The following is a 23,669-nucleotide window of genomic DNA, read 5'->3' on the forward strand; positions in this document are numbered from 1 at the left end:
CTTCTTCGCCGCTTCACCGTGACGGACTAGCTCTTGTCATCATCCCCGGCTACGCTGCGCCCAATCACAAACTCCGGGAGCCAGCCATGCCCAAGCTCGACCATCTCCGTCCCAGCGGCCTGCATCACAATCCCGCCTATTCCCACGTCGTCACCGCCACGGGCGCGCGCACGATCTACATTTCCGGGCAGGTCTCGACCGACGAGGAGGGCCGCATCGTGGGCGAGGGCGATATCGCGGCGCAGACGACGCAGGTGATGCAGAATCTCGGCCACGCGCTGAAAGCAGCGGGGGCAACCTACGCCAACATCGTCAAGATCACGACCTTCGTCGTGAACTACAAGCCGGAGCTGCGTCCGATCATCGGCAAGGCCCGCTCGGCCTTCTTCGAAGGCATGGAGCCGCCGGCCTCAACGCTGGTCGGCGTCTCAGCGCTGGCCGCGCCGGAATGGCTGATCGAGATCGAGGCGATCGCGGTCGCGGATTGAGCTGTTGCGCGGCCATGGCGGCGGCGCGGAACGACGCCCTCTCGTGACGCATCATTCCTGCGCCTTCTCCGGCCCCTCATAGGCGATGCCGCGGATCACCGCGGCGCTGCCGAACTTCTTGCGCAGGCTGTCCACCGCGCGCTCGGCGTGGGCGGCGCGGCGGTCCAGCATGTCGGTGTCGTCGGCAGGCGAGCCGTGGCGTAGCGCGCTGACGCCGGCGCCCATCAGGCGGAAGGCGGTGCCGTCGATCTCCTTTGCCAGCATCTCGCGGCAGATCGAGAAGATCTTTGCGGCAAGCTGCGTCGGCGCTGCGATCGATTGCGAGCGCGTGCGCTGGCGAAAATCGGCGGTTTTCAGCTTCAGCGTCACGGTCGAGCCGGCAAGCGCGCTGCTCTTGAGCCGCGACGATGTTTTCTCGCAGAGCCGCCACAGGACCTTCTCCAGCGTCGCGAAATCGCGGATGTCGCTCTCGAAGGTGGTCTCGCTGGAAATGGTCTTGGCGCCGCGGCCAGGCTCGACGCGGCGGTCGTCGATGCCGCGGGCGAGCCGCCACAGCCGGCGGCCGTCGCTCGGAAACTGCCGCATCATCTCGATCTCGTCGGCCTTCTGCAGGTCGGCGATGACACGGAAGCCGCGCTGCACGAGGCGCTCCTGCGTGGCCGGGCCGACGCCGAAGATGAAGCCGACCGGCTTGTCCGCAAGCATCAAGCGCGCTTCCTCCTGATCGAGCGCGGCAAAGCCGCGGGGCTTGTCCAGGTCGGAGGCGATCTTGGCCAAAAACTTATTGCAGGACAGGCCGACCGAGACGGTGATGCCGATGTCGCGCTCGACCTCGCGCGCAAAGCGGGCCAGCACCTTGGCGGGTATCATGCCGTGCACCCGTTCGGTGCCGGAGAGATCGAGGAAGGCCTCGTCGATCGAGAGCGGCTCGACCAGCGGCGTTAGCGCCTGTATGGCCTGGCGCACCTCGCGGCCGACGCGGACATATTTCGCCATGTCGGGCGGAATCACGGTCGCATGCGGGCAGGCCTCCAGCGCCTTGAACATGGGCATGGCCGAGCGCACGCCATAGGTGCGGGCGATGTAGCAGGCGGCCGACACCACGCCGCGCTTGCCGCCCCCGATGATGACGGGCTTATCGGCGATATCAGGATTGTCGCGCTTCTCGACCGTTGCGTAGAAGGCGTCGCAGTCGATATGGGCGATAGTCAGGCTGGCGAGCGAGCGGTGGCGGACGAGGCGGGGGGAACCGCAGGCCGAGCAGCGCCGCACCCCTATATCGAGGTCGGCCAGACAATCCCGGCAGAAGCAACGGGGCCCGGCCGCCTCAGGGATGCTCACGGCACGTCGCGCTCCCAGGAGCGGTCGCCCAGCGCATCGCCGAGGACCTGTCGCGCCGCAGCGACGTTGGTCGGATGCAGTTCCGCAGCCGTGGCAAAGGCCTTCACCGTGGCATCGTCCCGCATCACGAAATCGAGCACGCTGAGCAGGAAATTCGGGTCCGCGGCGGCATTGCGCAGGGTCTCCGGGCCGACCCCTGTCTCGGCCAGGAACAGGCCCAGCCGCTCGGGCTCGCCGGCGACGAAGGACAGCGCCTGAATCGCAACGATTTCAGCGACTTCGCGGGGGTTGTGAACAGGCTTTTTCAAGGGGACGGTTTGCCTTTCCGTTAACTTTCGGTGTCTACTTTGCATCATGCCCGAGTCTCGGCCCCGAGTCTTCCGACCCCGGACAAGCAACTGGAAACCACATCGCCGAAAGTCGCCCCTCGGGTTTAACGAAACTCAAGCGAATCTGAGGCTAGTTTGAATCCAGTTTTCGAAACGCCGGGAAGCGGCGTCTGAGGCGTTACATGGACCGGTCCTTCGGACCAATCAGGAGGGCGGGATGGCTAAGACCGTCCTGATCGTGGAAGACAACGAGCTCAACATGAAGCTCTTCCGCGACCTGTTGGAGGCGCACGGCTACCAGACCTCAGGCACCAGCAACGGCTACGAGGCGCTCGACCTCGTGCGCAAGATGCGGCCCGACCTCGTGCTGATGGATATCCAATTGCCGCAGGTCTCCGGCCTCGAGGTGACGCGCTGGATCAAGGACGATCCGGAGCTGCGTGCCATTCCCGTCGTCGCGGTTACCGCGTTCGCGATGAAGGGCGACGAAGAGCGCATCCGCGAGGGCGGCTGCGAAGCCTATTTGTCCAAGCCGATCTCGGTCGGCAAATTCATTGAGACGGTCCGGCGTTTTATCGGATAGGAAGTGAGTACACAGTGTCCGCGCGTATCCTCGTCGTCGACGATGTCCCTGCCAACGTCAAGCTGCTAGAGGCCCGCCTTTCCGCCGAATATTTCGACGTGATGACCGCCTCGAACGGCACCGAGGCACTGGCGCTCAGCCGGCGCGCGGAATGCGACATCATCCTGCTCGACGTGATGATGCCCGATATGGACGGTTTCGAAGTCTGCCGCCGCCTCAAGACCGATCCGGCCACGCATCACATTCCCGTCGTCATGGTAACCGCGCTCGACAGCCCGTCCGACCGCAATCGCGGGCTGGAAGCCGGCGCCGACGACTTCCTCACCAAGCCGGTCTCAGACGTCGTGCTGATCGCGCGCGTGCGCTCGCTGACGCGGCTGAAGATGATGACCGACGAGCTGCGCATGCGCGCCATCACCTCGCTCGAGATCGGCATGCAGGCGCCCGAGCGCAGCGCCGTCGCCGATACCGGCAAGGGCGGCCGCATCCTGCTGGTTGACGACCGCGAGTCCTCCTACGAGCGGCTGGCGACGATCCTGGCGGCCGAGCACACCATCGACGTCGAGCCGAACCCGACGGAAGCGCTGTTCCACGCCGCCGAGGGCAATTACGACCTCCTGATCGTCTCGCTCGACCTCAACAATTTCGACGGCCTCAGGCTGTGCAGCCAGGCGCGCTCGCTGGAGCGCACGCGGCATGTGCCGATCCTGGCCATCGCCGACCCCGAGAATTCGACGCGGCTGCTGCGCGGCCTCGAGATCGGCGTCAACGACTACCTGTTGCGCCCGATCGACAAGACCGAGCTCTTGGCGCGCGCCCGCACCCAGATCCGCCGCCGCCGCTACACCGATCATCTGCGCGACAACGTGCAGAACTCGATCGAGATGGCGATCACGGACGCGCTCACCGGGCTGCACAATCGCCGCTACATGGAGAGCCATCTGGCGACGCTCGCCGAGCAGGCCGCCACGCGCGGCAAGCCGCTGGCGCTGATGATCCTGGACATCGACTATTTCAAGTCGATCAACGACAATTACGGCCACGACGCCGGCGACGACGTGCTGCGCGAGTTCGCGGTGCGCGTGCGCAAGTCGATCCGCGGCATCGATCTGGCCTGCCGCTACGGCGGCGAGGAATTCGTCATCGTAATGCCGGAGACTGATCTCCACGTCGCCGGCATGGTCGCCGAGCGCCTGCGCCGCTCGATCGCGGGCGAGCCGTTCGCGATCCACAAGGGTGCAAAGCGCATCGAGGTCACGATCTCGATCGGGCTGACCACGCTGGAGCGAAAGGGCGAGGCGGTCGCCGACGTCCTCAAGCGCGCCGACACCGCGCTGTATCGGGCCAAGCACGACGGCCGCAATCGCGTGGTGTCGCAGGCGGCGTGAAGGCCGCTGCGTAAAGTTGCGAAAACAACCCCATGCACAGTAGCCGGAACGAGGTAGGTCAATGACTTACGCGGGTAGGCGAAACGACCGGTGCTGAGAGCAGTGTCGTTTGACACGTCGGGCAAAACAGGGGCACTCTGGGATCATGGCGCGGCGTGTCCCACGAACGGCGTCGTTCCCGCCCCGCTGCCTTAGACTGAATTGCCGACTATCGCGACCTGGGCTTGCGCCGCTTGTAGAGCGCATTGAAACCGCCCGCCATGAACGTGACGAAGCGCTCGCGAACGGCCTCGAAGTCGTCGGACGAACATAGATTCTTCGATAGACGGTCGATGCGGCCCGTTCGCGACATGAGCAGCGAATAGGCCCCCGACGTAAACTGGAAGCCCCAGAACAAGTCCTCCGGCCTGGCGTCGGGCAGCGCCTTCTGGAGCAGGCCGATCAGCCTCAGCACCAGCGGATCGAGATAGGCTTCCATTTTCTCCGCGCCGTAGCCCGGCGCGTTGTTCACCTGGGCGAAGATGCGGCCGAAATTGCGCCAGGCTTCTTCGTCGTTGATGTAGACGTCGAAGGCACCATCGTAGTAGGCGCGAAGCGCGCCTTCGACGGTTGGACGGCCCTTAATCCTTGCTTCGTAAGCATCGAGCGCGGCGGTGCGCAGGGTCACGGCATACCCCACCCGGCGCTCGAACACGGCGTCGAACAGCGACTTCTTGCCGTCGAAATAGTAGTGAATGAGGGCGGGATGGATGCCCATTTTATCGGCGACATCCTTGATCGTTACCCCGTAATAGCCGAACTGCGCGAACAGCTCCTCGCTCGTGTCGAGGATCAGCTTCACGGTCGCTGCGCGCTGCTCGGCGCGGGTACGGCGGCCCTCGAGTTTCAACGCTGCTGGCATGGATCTCCGTCATCCTGATCGGAAGCGTCCGGGACGACAGCACTGTCCGACCAACTCGACGTCACGATGGGATACAGCCCCGGCCTGGTCAAGCAGGGAGCCGACCGGCCCGAGGAAAAATTCATTTAGTGCTAAATGAATGAACTTGACCTGTTGGAGGCCGCGAGGTAGTGCCGAGGGAGCGGGGACCACGGTTTGGTGCACCTGCCAGAAATCCGCATCGTCCGGCGGCAGCAGGACGTGAGCGCAATCCAGAACAATGGCTGGCAACGACCAGCTGCCCTACGGGAGGACTCCATGACCGGCTTGAAATCGATGGCCGCCGCCATGCTGATGCTCGGCACCACGCTTGCGGCACCTGCGCTGGCACAGAAGAAATACGACACCGGCGCAACCGACACCGAGATCAAGATCGGTCAGACCACCCCGTTGAGCGGCCCGGCGTCTGCATTCGGCGCCATCGGCAAGGCTGAGGCTGCCTACATCCGCATGATCAACGAGCAGGGCGGGGTCAACGGTCGCCAGATCAATCTCATCCAGTACGATGACGCCTACAGCCCGCCGAAGACGGTCGAGCAGGTGCGCAAGCTGGTCGAAAGCGATGAAGTGCTTACGACGTTCCAAATCATCGGGACGCCGCCGAACGCGGCCGTGCAGAAATACTTGAACGCCAAGGGCGTGCCGCAGCTGCTGGCCGGAAGCGGCGCTTCGCGATTCACCGACCCCAAGAACTTCCCATGGACGATCTCGGCCAATCCGAACTACCAGTCGGAAGCGCACATCTACGCCAAGTACATTCTGGAGAACTATCCGAACGCCAAGATCGGCATCCTCTATCAGAACGACGATCTCGGAAAAGACTACGTCAAGGGCCTGAAGGAAGGGCTGGGTACCAAAACGAGCATGATCGTCAAGGAATTGTCCTACGAACTGTCCGACCCGACCATCGATTCCCAGATGGTGACGCTCAAGGCGTCGGGCGCCGATCTCTTCTACAACATGTCGACGCCGAAATTTGCCGCGCAATCGATCAGGAAGGCGGCGGAGCTCGGCTGGAAACCCGTCCATATCCTGGAGGTCAACGCGACCGCAGTGGGCCAGGTTCTTGTCCCGGCGGGCCTCGAGAATGCCAAGGACATCATCTCGGTCAACTACGGCAAGGATCCGCTAGATCCGCAATGGGCCAATGACGAAGGCATGAAGCGCTACAAGGCCTTCATGGCGAAATATGCGCCCAATGAGGATGCCAACAGCGGCTACGCCACCTATGGCTACTCCACGGCGGCGATGTTGGTCCACATCCTGAAGCAATGCGGCGACGAACTCACCCGCGCCAACATCATGAAGCAGGCGACCAGCATCAAGGGCTTCGTCCCGGATCTGGGGTTGCCTGGGATGTCGATCAACACCAGCCCCGACGATTATCGCATCAACAAGCAATTCCAGATGATGAAGTTCGACGGGCAGCGCTGGGTGTTGTTCGGACCGATCCTGACCGACGAGTTCAAGGCTGACTGAAGCGTTGCTGCATGACCAGTGATGTCATCGGACGTGTTCGCGGCTTCGATCCTGAAAGGCTTGCCGGGGTCGGCCCGGCGCTCCGGCAATTCATCGATCGGGGCGAACTCGCGGGCATCGTGACACTGACCTCGCATCGCGGCCGAATCGTTCAATCCGAGGCGCTCGGCTGGTGCGATATCGAAACCAGGACGGCGATGCGGCCGGACACTCTGTTTCGCATCGCCTCGATGACCAAGCCGATCACGTCGGTCGCGGCCTTGATGCTGGTGGAGCAGGAGAGGATCGCGCTATCGGACCCGATATCGCGCTGGATTCCAGAACTTGCCGATCCAAGGGTCCTGCGGAATGCCGCGGGATCGCTGGACGACACGGTGCCCGCGAAACGCGAGATCACCCTCGAGGATCTGCTGACGCATCGATCGGGAATTGCCTACGGGTTCTTCTCTGAGGGCCCTCTCAAGCAGGCCTATGAGCAGGCGCTCGGTGATCCCGCGATGAATCGACTAACGCCGGACGAATGGCTGGGCGCGCTCGGCACGCTACCGCTGGCTTATCAGCCTGGCGAGTTGTTCCACTACGGCCATTCGACGGACGTTCTCGGCTTCCTGATCGGCCGGCTCCTCGGCAGGCCGCTTGGCCGCGTCCTCCGCGAGATGATCTTCGCGCCGCTGGGCATGGAGGATACGGACTTCTGGCTTCCGCTCGACAAGCGAAGCCGCCTCGCCAGCCTCTACGGATATGACGAGACGGCAAATCGGCTCGCGAAAGTCGTGCCGGATATGTACGACGAGGCGCCGGCCTATACGCCGGGCGGGGGCGGCTTGATCTCGTCCGCGCCTGATTATCTCCGGTTCGCGCGCATGCTGCTCGGCGAGGGCGAGCATGATGGCGCTCGCTTGCTGAAGCCCGAGACTGTCCGACTGATGCGGACCAACCGGCTTACTGACGTCCAACGCAAGGTTCCGTTTGCAGGCATGCCGCTCTGGCAGAAATCCGGTTTCGGACTGGGACTTTCGATTGCCGAAGATCCCGTCGACAATCCCTATGCTTGCGGTGCGCCTGGCTCGATCACCTGGCCGGGCATCTTCGGCACCTGGTGGCAAGCCGATCCGGTGAACGATCTCATCATGATCTACCTGATCCAGCATCAGGTGCCCGTTTCGGCAAATTCGGGCGCGACGATCGCAACAGGCCGCGGCGCTGCGGGCCGCAGAGCCTTGCCCATCTATCAGCGGGCAATCTACGATGCGTTGCAGAGCGATTAGCGGAAAGCGCGCTTGCCTCGCCTCATTGCGGCTGCTCGATCACGTCACATCCACGCCCGCATTCCGCAGCAGCACCTTCGCCGCGTCCTTCGCGGCGCGGGCCATCGCGGGATCGTCACGCACCAAGTCCTGCGCGATGGAGCCGTCGACCAGCAGCACGAGCTGTGTCGCCAGCGCGTCAGCCTCCGCAACGCCGAGCTCGATCAGGCGGTCGCGAAACCAGATGCGTCGGCTTTCCTTGAAGGCGATGGCGATCTTCTTCACGGCGCGGTCGGCAGGGCCGAGCTCGGCGACCGCGTTCACGAATGGGCAGCCGCGAAAGTCCTTGGCCGCAAACCGTCGCCCCAGCGAATCGAATGTCGCGAGAATTTGCTCCGCCGGCGGCTTGTCCGAGGGGCGGGCGTGGACGAAGCGGCGCTCGAGATAGGCCGCGATCAGCGCGTCCTTCGACGGGAAGTGATTGTAGAGCGTGCGCTTGGAGATGCCGATCTCGGCCGCGATGGTGTCGACGCCGATGGCGCGAATGCCCTGCAGATAGAACAGCTTGTCGGCGGTCTCGAGGATCCGCTCCTTCATCGTCTGTGGTTCGGGCGGGGGAGCCATGCGGCGACATGCGTCCTGTTCGCTTGACAGCACCTCCCAACCATAGCCTAAGTACACAGGTCTGTGTAACCAAAATCAGCGCATGAGCAGACCTCGGCACGCGTGCCGTGCCCAAGAGGGAGAAGAAAATGCCCCTGTTGCAGATCCTGCGTCCGACCTTGCCCATCCTGATCGGCGCCTCGATCATGCTGACCTTGAGCATGGGGCTGCGGCAGTCGCTCGGCATCTTCATGCAGCCGCTGACGCATGACATCCGCATTTCGATCTCGGATCTCACGCTGGCGCTGGCCGTGCAGAACCTCGCCTGGGGCTTCCTCCAGCCGCCCGCCGGTGCGCTCACCGTGCGCTACGGCTTCCGCCCGATCATGATCGGGGGCGCGCTGATGTACATCGCCGGCCTCGCGCTGATGGCAACGGCGAACGGCCTCGTCAGCATCATGATCGGCGGCGGCCTGCTGATCGGCACCTCGATGGCCTGCACGGCGGCGGCGATCGCGATGTCAGTGGCGGCGCGTGCGGTGCCGGAGACGGTGCGCTCGACCGTGCTCGGCATCGTGTCCGGCGCGGGCTCGCTCGGGGCGCTGTTGTCGGCGCCGATCGGGCAGATGCTCAACGAGGGCTTTGGCTGGCGCGTCGGGCTCGCCGGCTTCGTCGTCATGTCGCTGCTGATGATTCCAGCCGCCTGGTACGCCGGGCGGGTCGACAAAATCCCGCTGCCCAAGCCCACCGCCGCCGACATCGGCGATGCCACGGCTGCGGCCGCGGCGAGGACCGCGTTCGGCAACGCGTCCTTCGTTGTGATGACCTGCGCCTATCTCGTCTGCGGCATGCAGCTCGTCTTCCTCACCACGCATCTGCCGTCATACCTCGCCATCTGCGGCCTCGATCCGATGCTCAGTGCGCAGACGCTCGGCATGATCGGCGGCTTCAACGTGCTCGGCTCGCTGTTCTTCGGCTGGGCCGGCCAGCGCTGGAACAAGCTGGCGCTGCTCGGCGGCATCTACATCCTGCGCTCGCTGGCGCTCGCCTGGTACTTCATGCTGCCGGCGAGCCCGTTCTCGACCTTGCTGTTCGGCGCGATCATGGGCTTCCTCTGGATGGGTGTCGGCCCGCTGGTCGCGGGCGCCGTCGCCGAGATGTTCGGCCTGCGCTGGCAGGCGATGATCCAGGGCCTCGCCTTTATGAGCCACCAGATCGGCAGCTTCCTCGGCGCCTATGGGGGAGGGGTGCTCTACGACGCGCTCGGCTCCTACACCATGGCCTGGCGCATCGGCGTGGCGCTGGGGCTCGCAGGCGGCATCGTGCAGGTGGCGTTTGCGCTGATCCGGCCGTCGCAGCCGCCGGCGCCGGTGTTGCGGACAGCGTAGCAGCGGCGACTGGTCGTTTTCGTGCGAGCCCAATGCGGTCAGGGTCGCACCATGGTCGGCAAGGATAAGCGTATCCGCTGTGAGAAATCGGCCGCGCCATCGGCCGCCTGCGCGGCTTCGTTGATCAAGGACCCCCGCCTCAGTTCGTCAAACGGCAGCGTCGTCTCTATCCGGCCGGAGTGGTAGAGATAGCTATCGATGAGTCCGTTGAAAAGATGTCGAATGTCGAAGCGCCCGCGTCGGCCCGCCGCATTTGCATAGCGCACGATGTTGATCGTGCAGCTGTTGGTCAACAGATGGTAGAACTCCGGCCGATCGGCGAGTTCGTTGATGCGCGTCAAATAGACCATCAGCAGCCGGCGCGCGTCGTCGGCCGATGTATTGAGGCGATATAGGTACACCGGCTCGTGGCGATGGTTGGTGCGCACGCCCACGACATCACGCTCTTCACCGACCACGTAGATGAGCTCGAATTGCTTGAACAGGGAGGCGACGGGCGCAAAGCCCTCGCCGACCTCAGGGCGCGTCTCGATGGAGACAGCCAGTGGTGGCGCATTATCGAAGACAAAACTCACAAACGTGTGCCCGACCGGCCCCTCCGTGAAATAGGAAACGTAGAAATCGAGGGCCATCAAGTGCGACAGCGACACCTCGCGCTCCTCGTAGCGGACCGTGAAGTCGCTTCGACTCCGGTAGTCGAAGTTACGGACACCGGTCAGGCGCACGCGGTCGCCGTCGATGACCGCCCGCGGCATCACTGCGACTTCCGGTCGCCAATCCCGATCGTGTGATGGAGGGATCGAGATCCACCACGCGACGACACCGAAAAACATGACGAGGAAGAGAACGGACATGCGCGGTTGGCGCGAACGCCAGAGCGCCCAAATCGCAAAGCCCGCAAACGCTCCGGCCGCAATCGTCCGCAGCCAGGACCAAGGCAAGTTCGAGTAGTAGATGGCCAGCACGGCCCATGCGACGAGCATGATCCGAATGAGCAAGCCAATCGGCTTTCTCAGCCACATGAGCAACATTGAAACGAATTTACGCACTGAAGTCACCTGGCTGCTCCTGCCGCGGAGCTTCGGCGAAGCCCCTCGACAGCTCCGTTGTGTCAGATCACCTGTCGTTTCATTGTGAATGGTTACACGCTACAGTAGCTCTTCGCCAACGAGAAGCGATGGCCTCGTTTTTTAAAGTGCATTAAGGAGCTGCGCGACCTCACCTTCGTAGCGGGCTTGGTGATGCTGCTGTCCGGCACATTCGGAGAGGGGCCGTGCGCGATGATGAGATGATGACAGGAACTCTTTTGAATGCATCGTACGGCGCGCGGCAGATCCGGCCGTCGATGAGCGCAACATGTCGCTCGCTGTCGATCGCGGTGGCGCTCTCGGCCTGGCCCGGTGGAGCGAGCCTGGCGCAGCAAGCGCCTCAGACGGCTGGCGCGGCCACGCTCTTTCGGAACGTCCGCATCTTCGATGGCAGGAGCGCCACACTGTCTGCTGCTTCCAACGTCTTGGTGCGCGGCAACAAGATTGAATCAATCTCGCTACAGCCGATAGCGGTGGATGGCCCGGCGGACAGTCGCGTTATCGATGGCGGCGGACGCACATTGATGCCCGGCCTCATCGACAACCATTGGCATGCGATGCTGATCCGAGTGACGCCGGCACAGTCGTTCGGCGACGTCGGCTACGTCAATCTTGTCGCCGGCGACGAGGCCACGCACACTCTGATGCGCGGATTTACCAGCGTTCGAGATGTGGGCGGGCCGGTGTTTGGGCTCAAAAGTGCCATCGACGAAGGTATCATCAAGGGTCCGCGCATTTATCCGTCCGGCGCGGTCATTACCGTCACGAGTGGGCATGGGGACTTCCGCCAGCTTACCGACCTGCCGCGGACGATCGGCGGGATGCTCACCCGCATGGAACAGACCGGCGGGGCAATGGTTGCGGACAGTCCCGACGAGGTCCGCGTCCGTGTCCGCGAGCAGCTCATGCAAGGCGCCTCCCAAGTCAAGTTGACGGCTGGCGGCGGAGTGTCGTCGCCTTTCAGCCCGATCGACGTGACCACGTTCACCGAACCCGAGATACGCGCCGCCGTTGAAGCGGCTGAGAATTGGGGCACGTATGTCGCTGCGCATGCATTTACGGCTGCTGCAATTCGGGGAGCCATTGCGGCTGGGGTGAAATGTATAGAACACGGCTTCCTGATGGACGACGCAACAGCGAAGCTGATGGCAGAGAGGGGTGTTTGGCTGAGCATGCAGCCTCTCCCCGAGGATCTGAGGCTGGGCTTTCCCGTAGGCTCCGTCCAGCGAGCCAAGGCGGATGAGGTCTGGCCCGGCATAGCCAGATCCTACGAGTTGGCGAGGAAGTACAAGATCAAGACGGCGTGGGGCACCGACATTCTGTTCTCTGCAGCGCTCGCGCGCCAACAGGGGGCCATTCTGGCCTCACTCGTTCGCTGGTACACGCCCGCCGAAGCGCTGACCATGGCGACATCGACGAATGCCGAACTGCTGGCGCTATCGGGCAAGCGGAATCCTTATCCCGGCAAGCTCGGCGTCGTGGAACAGGGCGCACTCGCGGATTTGCTGCTCGTCGACGGAAATCCCCTGGACAATATCGGCCTTGTTGCCGACCCCGCCAACAATTTCAAGATCATCATGAAAGATGGAATTGTCTACAAGGATACGCTTGCCCGTTAGCAGCAGGGCCGTCGACCTGTTCGATGGATAAGGTCGCGATCGTGATTGATCGCGAGAACGGAGGGTCCACTCCCTCTTCCGCTTGCGGGAGAGGGCCGCCAAGCGGCGATACGCATCCTGTCGCTTGATGGCGCCTCGAAAGCATAGCCTGCCTACGCGCAGGTCTGTGTAGTCAAATGAACGGCAAGAGCAGACTTCGGCACGCGTTCCGCGCCCGCGAGGTAAAAGAAATGCCCCTGTTGCAGGTCCTGCGTGCTTTGAAGGCAGCGTAGTAAGAGGAGTGTCGCGTAGCCTGTGGAGCTGCGTTCCGCAGCGCGGGCCGAATGCAAAAGCGCAGCATCAACCGCAGTCACTCGACCGGCGAGCTAACGGTTGGGACGTGCCAAGTGCGCCGGAGCGACGCGAAACATTGACAGCCGCAACGAGAATTTCAAGCCGCGGCGGTCGTGGACTTGTCCTGCCCGGCGGCTTCGTGCCCAGGTTCCGTTGTCCCCGTCGCTTCGATGCACAGCTTCACGGCCTCACCGATGCTCGTTGCGATGAGGTCAGCTTTGGCGCCTTCCCGCAACAATTCCATGGCAGCCTCGTCCATGTCGTTGACCAAGCAGCCGAGGATGATGGTTGCCTTCGGCAGTTTTCGCCGCAGACGCCGCACGGAGTAGCGCATGTGCGCCGCAGCGCGGGCATCGAGGTAGACCAGGCAGACAATCGCAACGCCCGTTGTATCCAGGCGAAAGACATTCGTCGTGGAAAGCGATGCTGCGCCTTCGACTCGCGCAGCGAGGCCGTGCTCGGTCGAGAGCTGAGCCAGCATGATCGCTGCCGCCTCATCGATCAGGGTGCGTCCGGCCACACACAGGACGGGGTGTTCACCCTGCCAATCCGGCGGTAGAGCCTCGCTGCGGAGGTAAGGCAAGCGTTCATTGGCTGCATTCTCGGCAATACCTTCGACCGCGGATGATGCTTCAGCATCGGTGGTGGAACTGCTCCTCGCGGGCGGCCGGTCGTCCTGATCGGCAAGATCGGCGGCAAATTCGCTGACGGCATCCCGGATCTTCATGAGACGTTCCTGGTCAAGCGCATTGCGCTCCACGTCGGCTTGCGCCAAGTGCAAACCCTTCAGGGCGACCTCATCATAGTACGAAGCCAGCGAACGCTCTTTCAGGAACTCTTCGGCCTTTTCGGCCGCTTCGGTTGGATCGCCCGCCAACATCCGTTGATAGAAGATTTCTGGAGGAGACAGCGCCGGCCGGTCTCCGAACATGATGTCGAGGAATTCCAAGCGCTCGACATGCCGTCCGAGAACCACGAGGCAAATCGTGAGCGGAGTCGCGAGGACGAGTCCGATCGGTCCCCAGAGCGCCGTCCAGAACGTCGCCGACGCGACCACGGCAACGGGCGAGAGGCCGGTGCTGCGGCCGTACACCATCGGCTCGACGACATGGCCCACGAGCGGTTCAACGACAAGAAACAGAGCGAGAGTCCAAAGCAGCATCGACCAGCCGGGATCTATGGCGACCGCGAGCGCCAGCGGGAACGCGGCAGCGATGACGGCGCCGACATACGGGACGAAACGAAGCGCGGCCGCGAGGATGCCCCAAAGAACCGCGCTCGGGATTCCGATGAGCCAGAGGCCCGTGCCGATCACCACACCGAATGCGCCGTTCAGGATGAGTTGGGTCAGAAAGAGCTTGCTGAGGCGGCTCGCTGCATCGTCCAACGCAGCGGTCGTACGCTGCAGATCCAGCGAGCCCGCCAGCCGGATGAAGCGATTACGAAGATCCTCGCGCTGAATGAGAATGAATATGACGAAAATGATGATGATGCCGGTGGTCGCGAGCGGATGAATGAGTGGAGAAATCAAGGTTCGGAGGCTCTCCAACGCACCAGGATCGGGCTGGCGTACCTCGACCGGCACCGGCACCGTTGGGACGGAGGCATTCGAGCCGGGGACCATTCCGGTCCTCGGCGGGGATGGCGCGTCTTTCGGTTTATCAAGCTCCTTGCTGAGATCCTTCAGCATATCGGAAGCACGCTCCAGCGTACCCCTCCCGGCCTTGGTATCCCGAAATGCCTGGATCTTTTCGCTGATCGTCGATTGATATCGAGGCAGGTCACCAGCGAGTTGAGTCAGTTGAGTGGCCAGAAGACTACCGATCGCGAAGATCAGCATGAACGCGACTATAACCACGCTCACGACCGCCAGTCCGCGCGGGACATGGATCCGCTGCAATATTCCGACCAACGGTGCCAGCACGAAGCTGAGCAGAATAGCCAGCGCAACCGGCACAAAGATGTCCCGACCGAAGTAAAGCATCGAGATAATGATGACGGCCAGAATCCCGGTCGCAACTGCACTGAGCAGTGCCATCAGCTCTTCGGTGGTGCGTGGTTTGAAGGGCTGTCCCGCTACGGGCCTCATTGTGCTGTTCCTGTCCCGCTGCGGACTGAGCGCTCACTGTTTCAGTTGCGAGGGGCCGGGACGAGGCTGCATGGGACAGCCACCCAGGGCACTAGTCCACGCGGTCTTCATGGCAGCGACTGCTTGTCGGTCGCGCCATCGCATGCCAACCGCTCCCGCCCCGAAAAGGTTCCGGTGAGTTATTGGTGGCGCGATGCTCCACCTCACTTGCCGCCGGGCGGGGTGGGCAGGGGATGATTCAGGCCGCTCGATCGGCAGCTTCCCGGCGCATATGCTGGCTATGCGGACGGGCAAGCCACGCCAGCTAAGGTCCGAGGCGCCTATGGCCGGATAGAGCCGGAGCGCACGGTCGAGAAGAAGCCGCCCGGCGAGATTTGAGCGCAGCGGCGAAAATGAAAACGGGGCCAGAGGGCCCCGTCAAAGTCTGCAACGTCCCGCGATCTTACTTGATCTTGGCTTCGCGGAATTCGACGTGCTTGCGTGCGACCGGATCGTACTTCTTCTTGACCAGCTTGTCGGTCATGGTACGCGAATTCTTCTTGGCGACGTAGTAGAAGCCGGTGTCGGCCGAGGACACGAGCTTGACCTTGATGGTGACCGCTTTGGCCATGTTCTGAACCTCAGAAATGCTGGGAATCTGGAGCCGGCCAAACGGCCCGCGTTGGCCGGCAACCTAGCCAGAAACCGCCTGATGTCAAGGTTTTACACCCGGAAAAGCACCGAAACGGGCCGATCAGGCCTCGAAGAACCGGTTTTTGGGCCGCGGCAGGCCCAGATTCTCTCTCAAAGTGGTCCCTTCATACTCCTTCCGGAAAATGCCGCGGCGCTGCAGCTCCGGCACGACCTTGTCGACGAAATCGTCGAGGCCGGCAGGGACGAACGGGAACATGATGTTGAAGCCGTCGGAGCCCCGTCCGACCAGCCATTCCTCCATCTGATCGGCGATGGTCTTAGGCGTCCCGACGAAGGACAGGCCGCCATAGCCGCCGACGCGCTGGGCGAGCTGACGCACGGTTAGCTTCTCGCGGGCGGCGAGGTCGACCAGGCGCTGGCGGCCGCTCTTGCTGGCGTTGGTCTCGGGGATTTCGGGCAGCGGGCCGTCGGGATCGAAGGTCGAGGCATCGGTGCCGAGGATGACGGAGAGCGAGGCGATGGCGCTGTCGTAATGCACGCGGCTGTCGAGCAAGGCGCGCTTCTCCCTGGCCTCGTCGACGCTGTCGCCGACCACGACGAAGGCGCCGGGGAGGATCTTGAGATGCTCGGGATCGCGGCCGACCTTCTCCATGCGGCCCTTGATGTCGGCGTAGAGCTTTTGCCCGTCGGCGAGGCTGCCGCCACCCGTGAACACGGCTTCCGCGGTCTCGGCCGCGAGCTGCTTGCCGTCGTCGGAGGCGCCGGCCTGCACGATCACGGGCCAGCCTTGCACGGGCCGGGCGATGTTGAGGGGACCGCGCACCTTCAGATATTTGCCCTTGTGGTCGAGGGTGTGCATCTTGGCGGGATCGAAGAACAGGCCGCTTTCGACGTCGCGTACGAACGCGTCGTCCGCGAAGGAATCCCAGAGGCCGGTGACGACGTCGTAGAATTCGCGGGCGCGCTTGTAGCGCTCGGCGTGCTCCATGTGGTCGTCGAGGCCGAAATTGAGTGCGGCATCCGGGTTCGAAGTGGTGACGATGTTCCAGCCGGCGCGGCCACCGCTGAGATGGTCGAGCGAAGCAAAGCGCCGGGCTACATGATAGGGCTCGTCGAAGGTGGTCGAGCCGGTCGCGACAAGGCCGATGCGTTCGGTGACGGCCGCGAGCGCCGACAGCAGCGTGAACGGCTCGAACGAGGTCACGGTGTGGCTGCGCTTGAGCGCGTCGATCGGCATGTTCAGCACGGCGAGGTGGTCGGCCATGAAGAACGCGTCGAACCTGCCGGCCTCCAGCTTCTGGATCAGCGCCTTGATGTGCGAAAAGTTGAAATTGGCGTCGGGCCAGGCCCCGGGATAGCGCCATGCGCCGGTGTGGATGCTGATCGGGCGCATGAACGCGCCAAGCTTGAGTTGCCGTTGTGCCATCGCCCGGGGTCCGTTCTTGGTGACGCTGCGGAAAGACATAGGGACGCGGCGGAACTCCGCCATCGGGGGAGGCGGGAAGATTATTTTGTTTTTCGATGCTCTCTCAGCACGTCATTCCGGGGCGCCGCGGAGCGGCGAGCCCGGAATCCATTGGGCCGCGGAGACTGTCGAGGGATGGATTCCGGGTTCGCGCTGCGCGCGCCCCGGAATGACGGAGGAGAGAGAGCTTGGCGCCAACGGCGACGCCGAACGACGACCTAGCCCAAAACATCCTTCTGCATCTTGCCGCCGTAGAAATGGAAGAACGGCACCTGCGCGTCGTGACGGAGCGGGCCGGTCGCGAGGCGGGAGTCGAGCTCGTTGAGCACGTTGCGTGTCATCGGGTGCAGATCCGCAAGCGGCTTCGATCCGAGTTCGACCCAGACCAGCTCGACCAGCTCGGCATCGGCGTGGATCACGCCCTCAACGCGATGGGTGATCGCGGAGGCATCGGCGGTGAAGAAGCGCGTGTCGAAGCGTTTGACCCGGCCGGGCGGGGTGATGGCACGGGCGATCAGGAACAGGCTGGAGGGATCGGGCAGCAGGCCCGCATCGGCGAACGGCTTCCAGGGGCCGTCGAGCTTCGGCACCTTGCCCTCAGCCTTGCGGCCGAGACAGAGACCGGTCTCCTCGCAGGCCTCGCGGATCGCGGCAATGGCCAGCGACTTCGCACGCGAAGCCGGTGTCTTCGGGCTGCCCTTGGCGAGATTGGCTTCCAGCTCCGCGGTGATGGGGGCGGCGCAGGGCACGCGGTAGTCGGCCTTGTCGACACGGCCGCCGGGGAAGACGAATTTTCCCGGCATGAACACCACCTTGTCGTGGCGCTTGCCGACCAGAACTTTCGGAATGGCCCCGCTGCGATCGACCAGGATCAGCGTCGCCGCATCCCTCGGGCGGAAATAGGGATGATGGTCGGCTTCCTTCTCCTCGTGAACCTTTGCCTTCTCCTCGGCCGGCGAAATATCCGTCATGTCCTCACCCAAACCCGCTTTCTTGCTTGTTGCTTACACAGGCGGAATACCATCCGGCGGGTTCTCGTCAAACCCGTGCATGCGCAGAGCCCATTGCAAGCCGACCACAGCTCCCTTGACCGGCTGCAGCAGCGCGAGCGAGGCGACGAAAGTGAAGGGCAGATAGGCCGCGAAGCTGATCCAGACCGGCGTGGTGTAGTTGGTCTCGATCCACAGAACGGCCGGCACGACGATGTGGCCGACGATGACGATGACGAGGTAGGCGGGCAGATCGTCGGCGCGATGCGGCGTGAAATCGAGCTCGCATTTGGCGCAATGATCCGCCGTCTTCAGGAAGGCGCGGAACAGCTTTCCCTCGCCGCAGCGTGGGCAGCGGCCGCGGAAGCCGCGTTTCATCGCGGCGAAGACGTCGCGCTTCTCGACGAGGCCGCTCTCGCGCGTCCAGATCTTCGGCGCCGTGCTCATCGTCACCATGCCTTGCCCTTCTTGCCCTTGCCTTTTGCCTTGTTCTTCTTCCCCTTGCCGGACTTGGGCTTGGGCGGCTTGCGTTTTTTATCCGGGCTGCGGCCGGGATGTGCCTTGATCGAGGGACGGCGCTGTGGGCCGGGGCGCCTGCGCTCGCGCGGCGTGGTTTCGCTGGCCAAGCCTAACAGTTCGAAACGCAGCGCGCCCGCGATGGGAGCGGCCTCGATCAGGCGGACGTCGACGACATCGCCGAGCTGGTACGTGGTGCCGCTGCGGGTGCCGACGAGGGCGTGACGGCTCTCGTCATAGTTGAAATATTCCGTGCCGAGGGATCGGATCGGGATCAGCCCGTCGGCGCCGGTCTCGCTCAGCTTGACGAACAGCCCGGCGCGGGTGACGCCGGAGACGCGGCCCTGGAAGCTCGCGCCGATGCGATCGGCGAGGTGATGGGCGATCAGGCGGTCGACGGTCTCGCGCTCAGCCTTCATCGCGCGGCGCTCGGTCAGCGAAATATGCGCGGCGACTTCGCTTAAGGATTCCGGCGTCTCGCTGTCGGGCAGCGCGCCTTCGCCGAGCCCGAGCGCGCGCACCAGCGCGCGATGCACGACGAGGTCGGCATAGCGACGGATCGGCGAGGTGAAGTGCGCGTAACGGCGCAGGTTGAGGCCGAAGTGCCCGTAATTCTCGGAGGAGTACTCGGCCTGCGCCTGGGCGCGCAGCACCACCTCGCTGACCAGCGGGTAATAGTCGTGGCCCTCGAGCTGGGCCAGCACGCGGTTGAAGAGCGTCGGGCGCAGCGCGCCTGATTTCGCGAAGGGGACGTCGAGCGTCTCCAGAAACTCGCTGAGCGCGTGGACCTTCTCCAGCGTCGGCTCGTCATGCACGCGGTAGATCAGCGGCAGCGATTTCTTCTCCAGCATCTCGGCCGCCGCGACGTTGGCGAGGATCATGAACTCCTCGATCAGCTTGTGCGCATCGAGCCGTTCGGGGACGACGACGCGGTCGACCGTGCCGTCGCTCTTGAGCAAAATCTTTCGCTCGGGCAGATCGAGATTGAGCGGGTCGCGCTCGTCACGCGCGCGCTTGGCGCAGGCATAGGCGGCGTAGAGCGGTCTGAGGATCGCATCGAGCAGGGGGCCGGTGGTGTCATCGGGCCGTCCGTCGATTGCAGCCTGCGCCTGCGCGTAAGCGAGCTTGGCGGCCGAGCGCATCAGGATGCGGTGAAAACTGTGCGAGCGCTTGCGGCCGTCGGCGCCGAGCACCATGCGCACCGCGAGCGCGCCGCGCGGCTCGCCCGGCACCAAAGAGCAGAGATTGTTGGAGATGCGCTCGGGCAGCATCGGCACGACGCGGTCGGGGAAATAGACCGAGTTGCCGCGGTCGAGCGCATCGCGATCGAGCGCGGTGCCCGGCCGGACGTAGAAGCTGACATCGGCAATGGCGACGTTGACGATGAAGCCGCCTTTGTTGTTGGGATCAGGATCGGGCTCGGCGTGGACCGCGTCGTCGTGATCCTTGGCATCGGGCGGATCGATGGTGACGAGCGGGACGTCGCGCCAGTCTTCGCGCCCCTTCAAATTGGCGGGCTCCGCGGCTTCCGCCTCGCGCTCGGCGGCCGGGGAGAACTGTAGCGGAATGTCGTGGGCGTAGATCGCGATCAGGCTGATCGCCTTCTCGGACTTGACCGAGCCGAGTTTCTCCTTGACCCGGCCCGATGCGAGACCGAAGCCGCGCGAGCGGACGATGTCGATGCTGACGAGGTCGCCATCCTCGGCGCCGCCGGTGTCGGTCTTCGCAATGTTCAATTCGCGGTCGGCGAACTTCTTGTCCACGGGGACGAGCCGTCCGCCGCCTTCGGGAAGCGCACGAAACACGCCGAGGATGCGGCTCTTGGCCTTGTCGATGACCTTGATGATGCGCCCGCGCCAGGCCGGGACGTCGTCATCGTCGTTGCGTTCGACGCGCAGCAGCGCGCGGTCGCCGACGCCTGCGGCGGTGCCGGGCCTCGGACGGCGCGGCATCTCGATCAGGATCTTTGGCGGCTCGCCGTTCTCGACCTCGTCCCATTCGGCCGGGGAGGCGATCAGTTCGCCGTCGGAGTCGCGCCCCGTGATGTCGGCCAGCAGCGTCGTCGGCAGCGCATCCGGCTCGGAGACCTTGTGGCGATTCTTCTTGATGATGCCGTCGTCGGCGAGCTCGCGCAGCATGCGCCTGAGCTCGGCGCGATCGGCGTTCTTCAGGCCGAACTCACGTGCAATTTCGCGAGTCCCGGCCTTTCCATGATTGGCCTTGATGAAGGCGACGATGGCTTGCCTGTCGGGAAAGCCACTGTCTTTTGTGCGTTTCACTTAACCTCTAATTCTTCTCAAGTCTTGCCGGCACTCTTCTTGGCCGGAGCCTTGGCGGCGGCCTTGGTCGGCGACGTCTTGGCCGTCGACGGCACCGCGGCGCGCGCCTTGCTGGTCGATTCGGATTTGGCTTTGGCCGCTTTCTTGGTGGCCGGCTTTTTGGCCTTCGGTGCGGCGTCCTCGCCGTCCGCAGCCTTCGCTGACGCCTTCTTGGCCTTGGCCGGCTTTGACGCCTTCTTGGCCTTGCCGCCACCTTTGGCCGCGCGTTCGTCGATCAGCGCGATCGCCTGCGCCAGCGTGATGGCGTCCTTTTCGAACTCCGCCGGGATCGTCGCGTTGACGCCGCCGGCGGCGACGTAGGGCCCGTAACGGCCGCTCTTCACGGTGACCGTGCCGAGGGTCGGATGATCGCCGATGGCCTTGCCGGGATCGGCGCCGAAGCGGCGGCTCGGGCCCTTGGCGACCTTCTCGGCGATCAGCGTCACCGCGCGGTTGAGGCCGATGTCGAACACCTCGTCGCCGGCCTCGAGGCTGGCATAGGTCTTCTCGTGCTTCACGAACGGCCCGAAGCGCCCGAGGCCGGCAGTAATCGGCTGACCCGTCTCCGGATGCTTGCCGATCTCGCGCGGCAGCGACAAGAGCTTCAGCGCCAGCTCGAGATCGACATCGCTGGGCGAAGTGCCTTTCGGGATGCCGGCGCGCTTGGGCTTCTCGCCTTCCTCATAATCCTTCTGCTCGCCGAGCTGGATGTAAGGTCCGAACCGGCCGGCCTTGACCCAGACATCGCGCCCCGTCTCGGGATCCTGGCCGAGCGAACGGTCGGCGGTCGCTTCGCCGTCGGCGGCGAGCTGGCGGGTGTAGCGGCATTCCGGATAGTTCGAGCAGCCGACGAAGGCGCCGAACTTGCCGGCCTTGAGGTTGAGGCGCCCGGTGCCGCAATTCGGGCACTGCCTGATGTCGCCGCCATCCGCCCGCGGCGGATAGATGTGCTGGCCCAGCATGTCGTCGAGCACGTCGAGCACCTGCGCGACGCGCAGATCCTTGATGTCGTCGACGGCCCCGATGAAGCCGGTCCAGAAATCCTTCAGAACCTGCTGCCAGGAGATCTCGTTGTTGGAGATGCGGTCGAGCTGCTCTTCGAGGCTCGCCGTGAAATCGTATTCGACGTAGCGGGCAAAGAAGCTTTCGAGAAACGCGACCACGACGCGGCCCTTGTCCTCGCCGTGCAGGCGCTTCTTCTCCAGCTTGACGTAGCCGCGGTCCTTCAGGACCTGGAGGATCGAGGCATAGGTCGAGGGCCGGCCGATGCCGAGCTCTTCCATGCGCTTGACGAGCGATGCTTCCGAGAAGCGCGGCGGCGGCTCGGTGAAATGCTGGGTGACGGACAGGCTCTGCCGCTTCAGGGCGTCGTTCGGGCTCATCGCGGGCAGGCGGCGGGAATCCTCGTCCTCCTCGTCGTCGCGGCCTTCCTGGTAGAGCGCCAGGAAGCCGTCGAACTTGACGACCTGGCCGGTGGCACGCAGCTCCAGCGTGCGGGACCCTGCCTTGGCCGTGATGTCGACGGTGGTGCGCTCAAGCTCGGCGGATTCCATCTGGCTGGCGATGGTGCGCTTCCAGATCAGTTCATAAAGTCGCGCCTGGTCAGCATCGAGCCTGCGGCTCAGGCTGTCCGGGCGGCGGGAGAGGTCGGTCGGGCGGATCGCTTCGTGCGCTTCCTGGGCGTTCTTGGCCTTGGCCTGGTACTGGCGCGGGCTGTCGGGCACGTAAGCGTTGCCGTAATCCTCGCCGATCACCTTGCGGGCCTGGGTGATCGCCTCGGGGGCGATCTGCACGCCGTCGGTCCGCATATAAGTAATGAGTCCGGTGGTCTCGCCGCCGATGTCGATGCCTTCATAGAGGCGCTGGGCGATGCGCATCGTATGCGCCGGCGCAAAGCCGTATTTGCGGCTGGCTTCCTGCTGCAGCGTCGAGGTGGTGAAGGGCGCCTGCGGATTGCGGCGGGCGGGCTTGGCATCGACCGCGGTGACCGCGTAAGTCGCTGCTTCCAGCGCCTTCTTGAAGTCTTCGGCTTCCGCGCCGGTGCCGATGTCGAGGCGCTGGATCTTCTTGCCGTCGGCGCCGACGAGGCGGGCCTCGAAGGCGTCGCCGCGCGGCGTCAGCAGGGTCGCGATCAGCGACCAATATTCGCGGGCTACGAACTTCTCGATCTCGAGCTCGCGGTCGCAGACGAGGCGGAGCGCGACCGACTGCACGCGGCCGGCCGAGCGGGCGCCCGGCAGCTTGCGCCACAGCACGGGGGAGAGGGTGAAACCGACCAGGTAGTCGAGCGCGCGGCGCGCCATGTAGGCGTCGACCAAGGCGCCGTCGATCTGGCGCGGATGCTTCATCGCGTCGGTGACGGCCTGCTTGGTGATGGCGTTGAACACCACGCGCTCGATCTTCTGATCCTTCAGCGCGCGCTTCTCCTTCATCACCTCGAGCACGTGCCAGGAGATGGCCTCGCCCTCGCGATCGGGGTCGGTCGCCAGAATCAGGCGGTCGGCGCCCTTCAGGGACTTGGCGATATCGTTGAGCCGGCCGGCCGCCTTGGGGTCGACCTCCCAGATCATCTTGAAATTGGCATCGGGATCGACGGAGCCGTTCTTCGCGGGCAGGTCGCGGACATGGCCGAACGAGGCCAGAACCTCATAGGACGAGCCCAAATACTTGTTGATCGTCTTGGCTTTCGCCGGCGACTCCACGATGACGATATTCATGTAGTTCCAGTAACTTACGGGAAAAAATTGGGCCGGAAACGAAAGGATTCGGGTCGGCCGTTTCGACCCGAACATGGGTGGTGAGGCGGTCGCTGTCAAATCGTGGGGTGTTGAGA

The 23,669-nt window shown here is 64.0% G+C and carries 19 protein-coding genes; 7 read left to right on the forward strand and 12 right to left on the reverse strand.

Translation table 11 applies throughout. The features are described 5' to 3' along the window. The first annotated feature begins 86 nt into the window (after window positions 1–86). Window positions 87–488, forward strand: a complete 402-nt coding sequence (locus tag AC3WLX_RS23350; protein ID WP_291620713.1) for a RidA family protein — start codon at window positions 87–89, stop codon at window positions 486–488. A gap of 51 nt (window positions 489–539) precedes the next feature. Here the strand turns inward: AC3WLX_RS23350 and AC3WLX_RS23355 are convergent, their stop codons facing one another. Together AC3WLX_RS23355 and AC3WLX_RS23360 are read right to left on the reverse strand one after the other, a co-directional pair. Beyond that, a complete protein-coding gene (locus tag AC3WLX_RS23355; protein ID WP_492337743.1) occupies window positions 540–1,829 on the reverse strand; it encodes a DNA polymerase IV in 1,290 nt (429 codons plus the stop codon). Then, a complete protein-coding gene (locus AC3WLX_RS23360) occupies window positions 1,826–2,137 on the reverse strand; it encodes a DUF3572 domain-containing protein (RefSeq protein WP_492337744.1) in 312 nt (103 codons plus the stop codon). Before AC3WLX_RS23360 ends, AC3WLX_RS23355 begins: the two co-directional genes overlap by 4 nt. Before the next feature lie 238 nt (window positions 2,138–2,375). On the opposite strand from AC3WLX_RS23360, the gene AC3WLX_RS23365 reads away from it, so the two are divergent. After that, window positions 2,376–2,741, forward strand: a complete 366-nt coding sequence (locus AC3WLX_RS23365) for a response regulator (RefSeq protein WP_008566616.1) — start codon at window positions 2,376–2,378, stop codon at window positions 2,739–2,741. A 14-nt stretch (window positions 2,742–2,755) separates the two neighbouring features. Further along, window positions 2,756–4,129: a PleD family two-component system response regulator gene (locus tag AC3WLX_RS23370; protein WP_492337745.1), complete on the forward strand. Its 1,374-nt coding sequence runs from the start codon at window positions 2,756–2,758 to the stop codon at window positions 4,127–4,129. A gap of 208 nt (window positions 4,130–4,337) precedes the next feature. Here AC3WLX_RS23370 and AC3WLX_RS23375 read toward each other — a convergent pair whose 3' ends face one another. Further along, a complete protein-coding gene (locus AC3WLX_RS23375; RefSeq protein ID WP_291620729.1) occupies window positions 4,338–5,030 on the reverse strand; it encodes a TetR/AcrR family transcriptional regulator in 693 nt (230 codons plus the stop codon). Between the two features lie 297 nt (window positions 5,031–5,327). On the opposite strand from AC3WLX_RS23375, the gene AC3WLX_RS23380 reads away from it, so the two are divergent. Further along, the gene (locus AC3WLX_RS23380) at window positions 5,328–6,548 is read left to right on the forward strand and encodes an ABC transporter substrate-binding protein (RefSeq protein WP_291620731.1); all 1,221 of its coding nucleotides are present in this window, start codon (window positions 5,328–5,330) and stop codon (window positions 6,546–6,548) included. An 11-nt stretch (window positions 6,549–6,559) separates the two neighbouring features. Then, entirely contained in the window at window positions 6,560–7,816 is a 1,257-nt protein-coding gene (locus tag AC3WLX_RS23385) for a serine hydrolase domain-containing protein (RefSeq protein ID WP_492337746.1), read from the forward strand. A 39-nt stretch (window positions 7,817–7,855) separates the two neighbouring features. On the opposite strand, the gene AC3WLX_RS23390 is transcribed toward AC3WLX_RS23385, so the two are convergent. Then, window positions 7,856–8,419 carry a TetR/AcrR family transcriptional regulator gene (locus AC3WLX_RS23390; protein WP_492337747.1) on the reverse strand — a complete coding sequence of 188 codons (564 nt, stop codon included), beginning with the start codon at window positions 8,417–8,419 and terminating at the stop codon, window positions 7,856–7,858. Window positions 8,420–8,547: 128 nt separating this feature from the next. On the opposite strand from AC3WLX_RS23390, the gene AC3WLX_RS23395 reads away from it, so the two are divergent. Beyond that, window positions 8,548–9,786 carry an MFS transporter gene (locus AC3WLX_RS23395; protein WP_492337748.1) on the forward strand — a complete coding sequence of 413 codons (1,239 nt, stop codon included), beginning with the start codon at window positions 8,548–8,550 and terminating at the stop codon, window positions 9,784–9,786. Between the two features lie 38 nt (window positions 9,787–9,824). On the opposite strand, the gene AC3WLX_RS23400 is transcribed toward AC3WLX_RS23395, so the two are convergent. Beyond that, a complete protein-coding gene (locus tag AC3WLX_RS23400) occupies window positions 9,825–10,835 on the reverse strand; it encodes an Lnb N-terminal periplasmic domain-containing protein (RefSeq protein WP_492337749.1) in 1,011 nt (336 codons plus the stop codon). Window positions 10,836–11,131: 296 nt separating this feature from the next. On the opposite strand from AC3WLX_RS23400, the gene AC3WLX_RS23405 reads away from it, so the two are divergent. After that, window positions 11,132–12,493, forward strand: coding sequence for a metal-dependent hydrolase family protein (locus tag AC3WLX_RS23405; RefSeq protein ID WP_492337911.1), 1,362 nt, complete (start codon window positions 11,132–11,134; stop codon window positions 12,491–12,493). Between the two features lie 430 nt (window positions 12,494–12,923). Here AC3WLX_RS23405 and AC3WLX_RS23410 read toward each other — a convergent pair whose 3' ends face one another. The 7 genes from AC3WLX_RS23410 to topA form a co-directional block, all read right to left on the reverse strand. Next, window positions 12,924–14,864 (reverse strand): AI-2E family transporter, encoded by a 1,941-nt coding sequence (locus tag AC3WLX_RS23410; RefSeq protein WP_492337750.1) that lies wholly within the window; start codon window positions 14,862–14,864, stop codon window positions 12,924–12,926. Between the two features lie 493 nt (window positions 14,865–15,357). Then, window positions 15,358–15,525, reverse strand: a complete 168-nt coding sequence (rpmG, locus tag AC3WLX_RS23415) for a 50S ribosomal protein L33 (protein WP_007603295.1) — start codon at window positions 15,523–15,525, stop codon at window positions 15,358–15,360. Window positions 15,526–15,648: 123 nt separating this feature from the next. Continuing rightward, complete coding sequence (locus AC3WLX_RS23420) at window positions 15,649–16,974, reverse strand: LLM class flavin-dependent oxidoreductase (protein ID WP_492337751.1); 1,326 nt, start codon at window positions 16,972–16,974, stop codon at window positions 15,649–15,651. Between the two features lie 257 nt (window positions 16,975–17,231). Beyond that, window positions 17,232–17,984, reverse strand: coding sequence for an NUDIX hydrolase (locus AC3WLX_RS23425; RefSeq protein WP_492337752.1), 753 nt, complete (start codon window positions 17,982–17,984; stop codon window positions 17,232–17,234). Between the two features lie 33 nt (window positions 17,985–18,017). Further along, window positions 18,018–18,458 (reverse strand): DUF983 domain-containing protein, encoded by a 441-nt coding sequence (locus AC3WLX_RS23430; RefSeq protein WP_492337753.1) that lies wholly within the window; start codon window positions 18,456–18,458, stop codon window positions 18,018–18,020. Further along, window positions 18,452–20,797 carry a ribonuclease R gene (gene rnr / locus AC3WLX_RS23435; protein WP_492337754.1) on the reverse strand — a complete coding sequence of 782 codons (2,346 nt, stop codon included), beginning with the start codon at window positions 20,795–20,797 and terminating at the stop codon, window positions 18,452–18,454. Before rnr ends, AC3WLX_RS23430 begins: the two co-directional genes overlap by 7 nt. 17 nt (window positions 20,798–20,814) lie before the next feature. Continuing rightward, window positions 20,815–23,553 (reverse strand): type I DNA topoisomerase, encoded by a 2,739-nt coding sequence (topA, locus tag AC3WLX_RS23440; RefSeq protein ID WP_492337755.1) that lies wholly within the window; start codon window positions 23,551–23,553, stop codon window positions 20,815–20,817. Window positions 23,554–23,669 lie beyond the last annotated feature (116 nt).

It is taken from the genome of Bradyrhizobium sp. FW305-F6, assembly GCF_058782905.1.

What these genes read in the sequence shown, in the direction of transcription:
- AC3WLX_RS23350 (WP_291620713.1), top strand. Translation starts at nt 87, where the DNA reads ATGCCCAAGCTCGACCATCTCCGTCCCAGCGGCCTGCATCACAATCCC.
- AC3WLX_RS23365 (WP_008566616.1), top strand. Translation starts at nt 2,376, where the DNA reads ATGGCTAAGACCGTCCTGATCGTGGAAGACAACGAGCTCAACATGAAG.
- AC3WLX_RS23375 (WP_291620729.1), bottom strand. Translation starts at nt 5,030, where the DNA reads ATGCCAGCAGCGTTGAAACTCGAGGGCCGCCGTACCCGCGCCGAGCAG.
- AC3WLX_RS23380 (WP_291620731.1), top strand. Translation starts at nt 5,328, where the DNA reads ATGACCGGCTTGAAATCGATGGCCGCCGCCATGCTGATGCTCGGCACC.
- AC3WLX_RS23385 (WP_492337746.1), top strand. Translation starts at nt 6,560, where the DNA reads ATGACCAGTGATGTCATCGGACGTGTTCGCGGCTTCGATCCTGAAAGG.
- AC3WLX_RS23390 (WP_492337747.1), bottom strand. Translation starts at nt 8,419, where the DNA reads ATGGCTCCCCCGCCCGAACCACAGACGATGAAGGAGCGGATCCTCGAG.
- AC3WLX_RS23395 (WP_492337748.1), top strand. Translation starts at nt 8,548, where the DNA reads ATGCCCCTGTTGCAGATCCTGCGTCCGACCTTGCCCATCCTGATCGGC.
- AC3WLX_RS23405 (WP_492337911.1), top strand. Translation starts at nt 11,132, where the DNA reads ATGAGCGCAACATGTCGCTCGCTGTCGATCGCGGTGGCGCTCTCGGCC.
- AC3WLX_RS23410 (WP_492337750.1), bottom strand. Translation starts at nt 14,864, where the DNA reads ATGGCACTGCTCAGTGCAGTTGCGACCGGGATTCTGGCCGTCATCATT.
- rpmG (WP_007603295.1), bottom strand. Translation starts at nt 15,525, where the DNA reads ATGGCCAAAGCGGTCACCATCAAGGTCAAGCTCGTGTCCTCGGCCGAC.
- AC3WLX_RS23420 (WP_492337751.1), bottom strand. Translation starts at nt 16,974, where the DNA reads ATGGCACAACGGCAACTCAAGCTTGGCGCGTTCATGCGCCCGATCAGC.
- AC3WLX_RS23425 (WP_492337752.1), bottom strand. Translation starts at nt 17,984, where the DNA reads ATGACGGATATTTCGCCGGCCGAGGAGAAGGCAAAGGTTCACGAGGAG.
- AC3WLX_RS23430 (WP_492337753.1), bottom strand. Translation starts at nt 18,458, where the DNA reads ATGGTGACGATGAGCACGGCGCCGAAGATCTGGACGCGCGAGAGCGGC.
- topA (WP_492337755.1), bottom strand. Translation starts at nt 23,553, where the DNA reads ATGAATATCGTCATCGTGGAGTCGCCGGCGAAAGCCAAGACGATCAAC.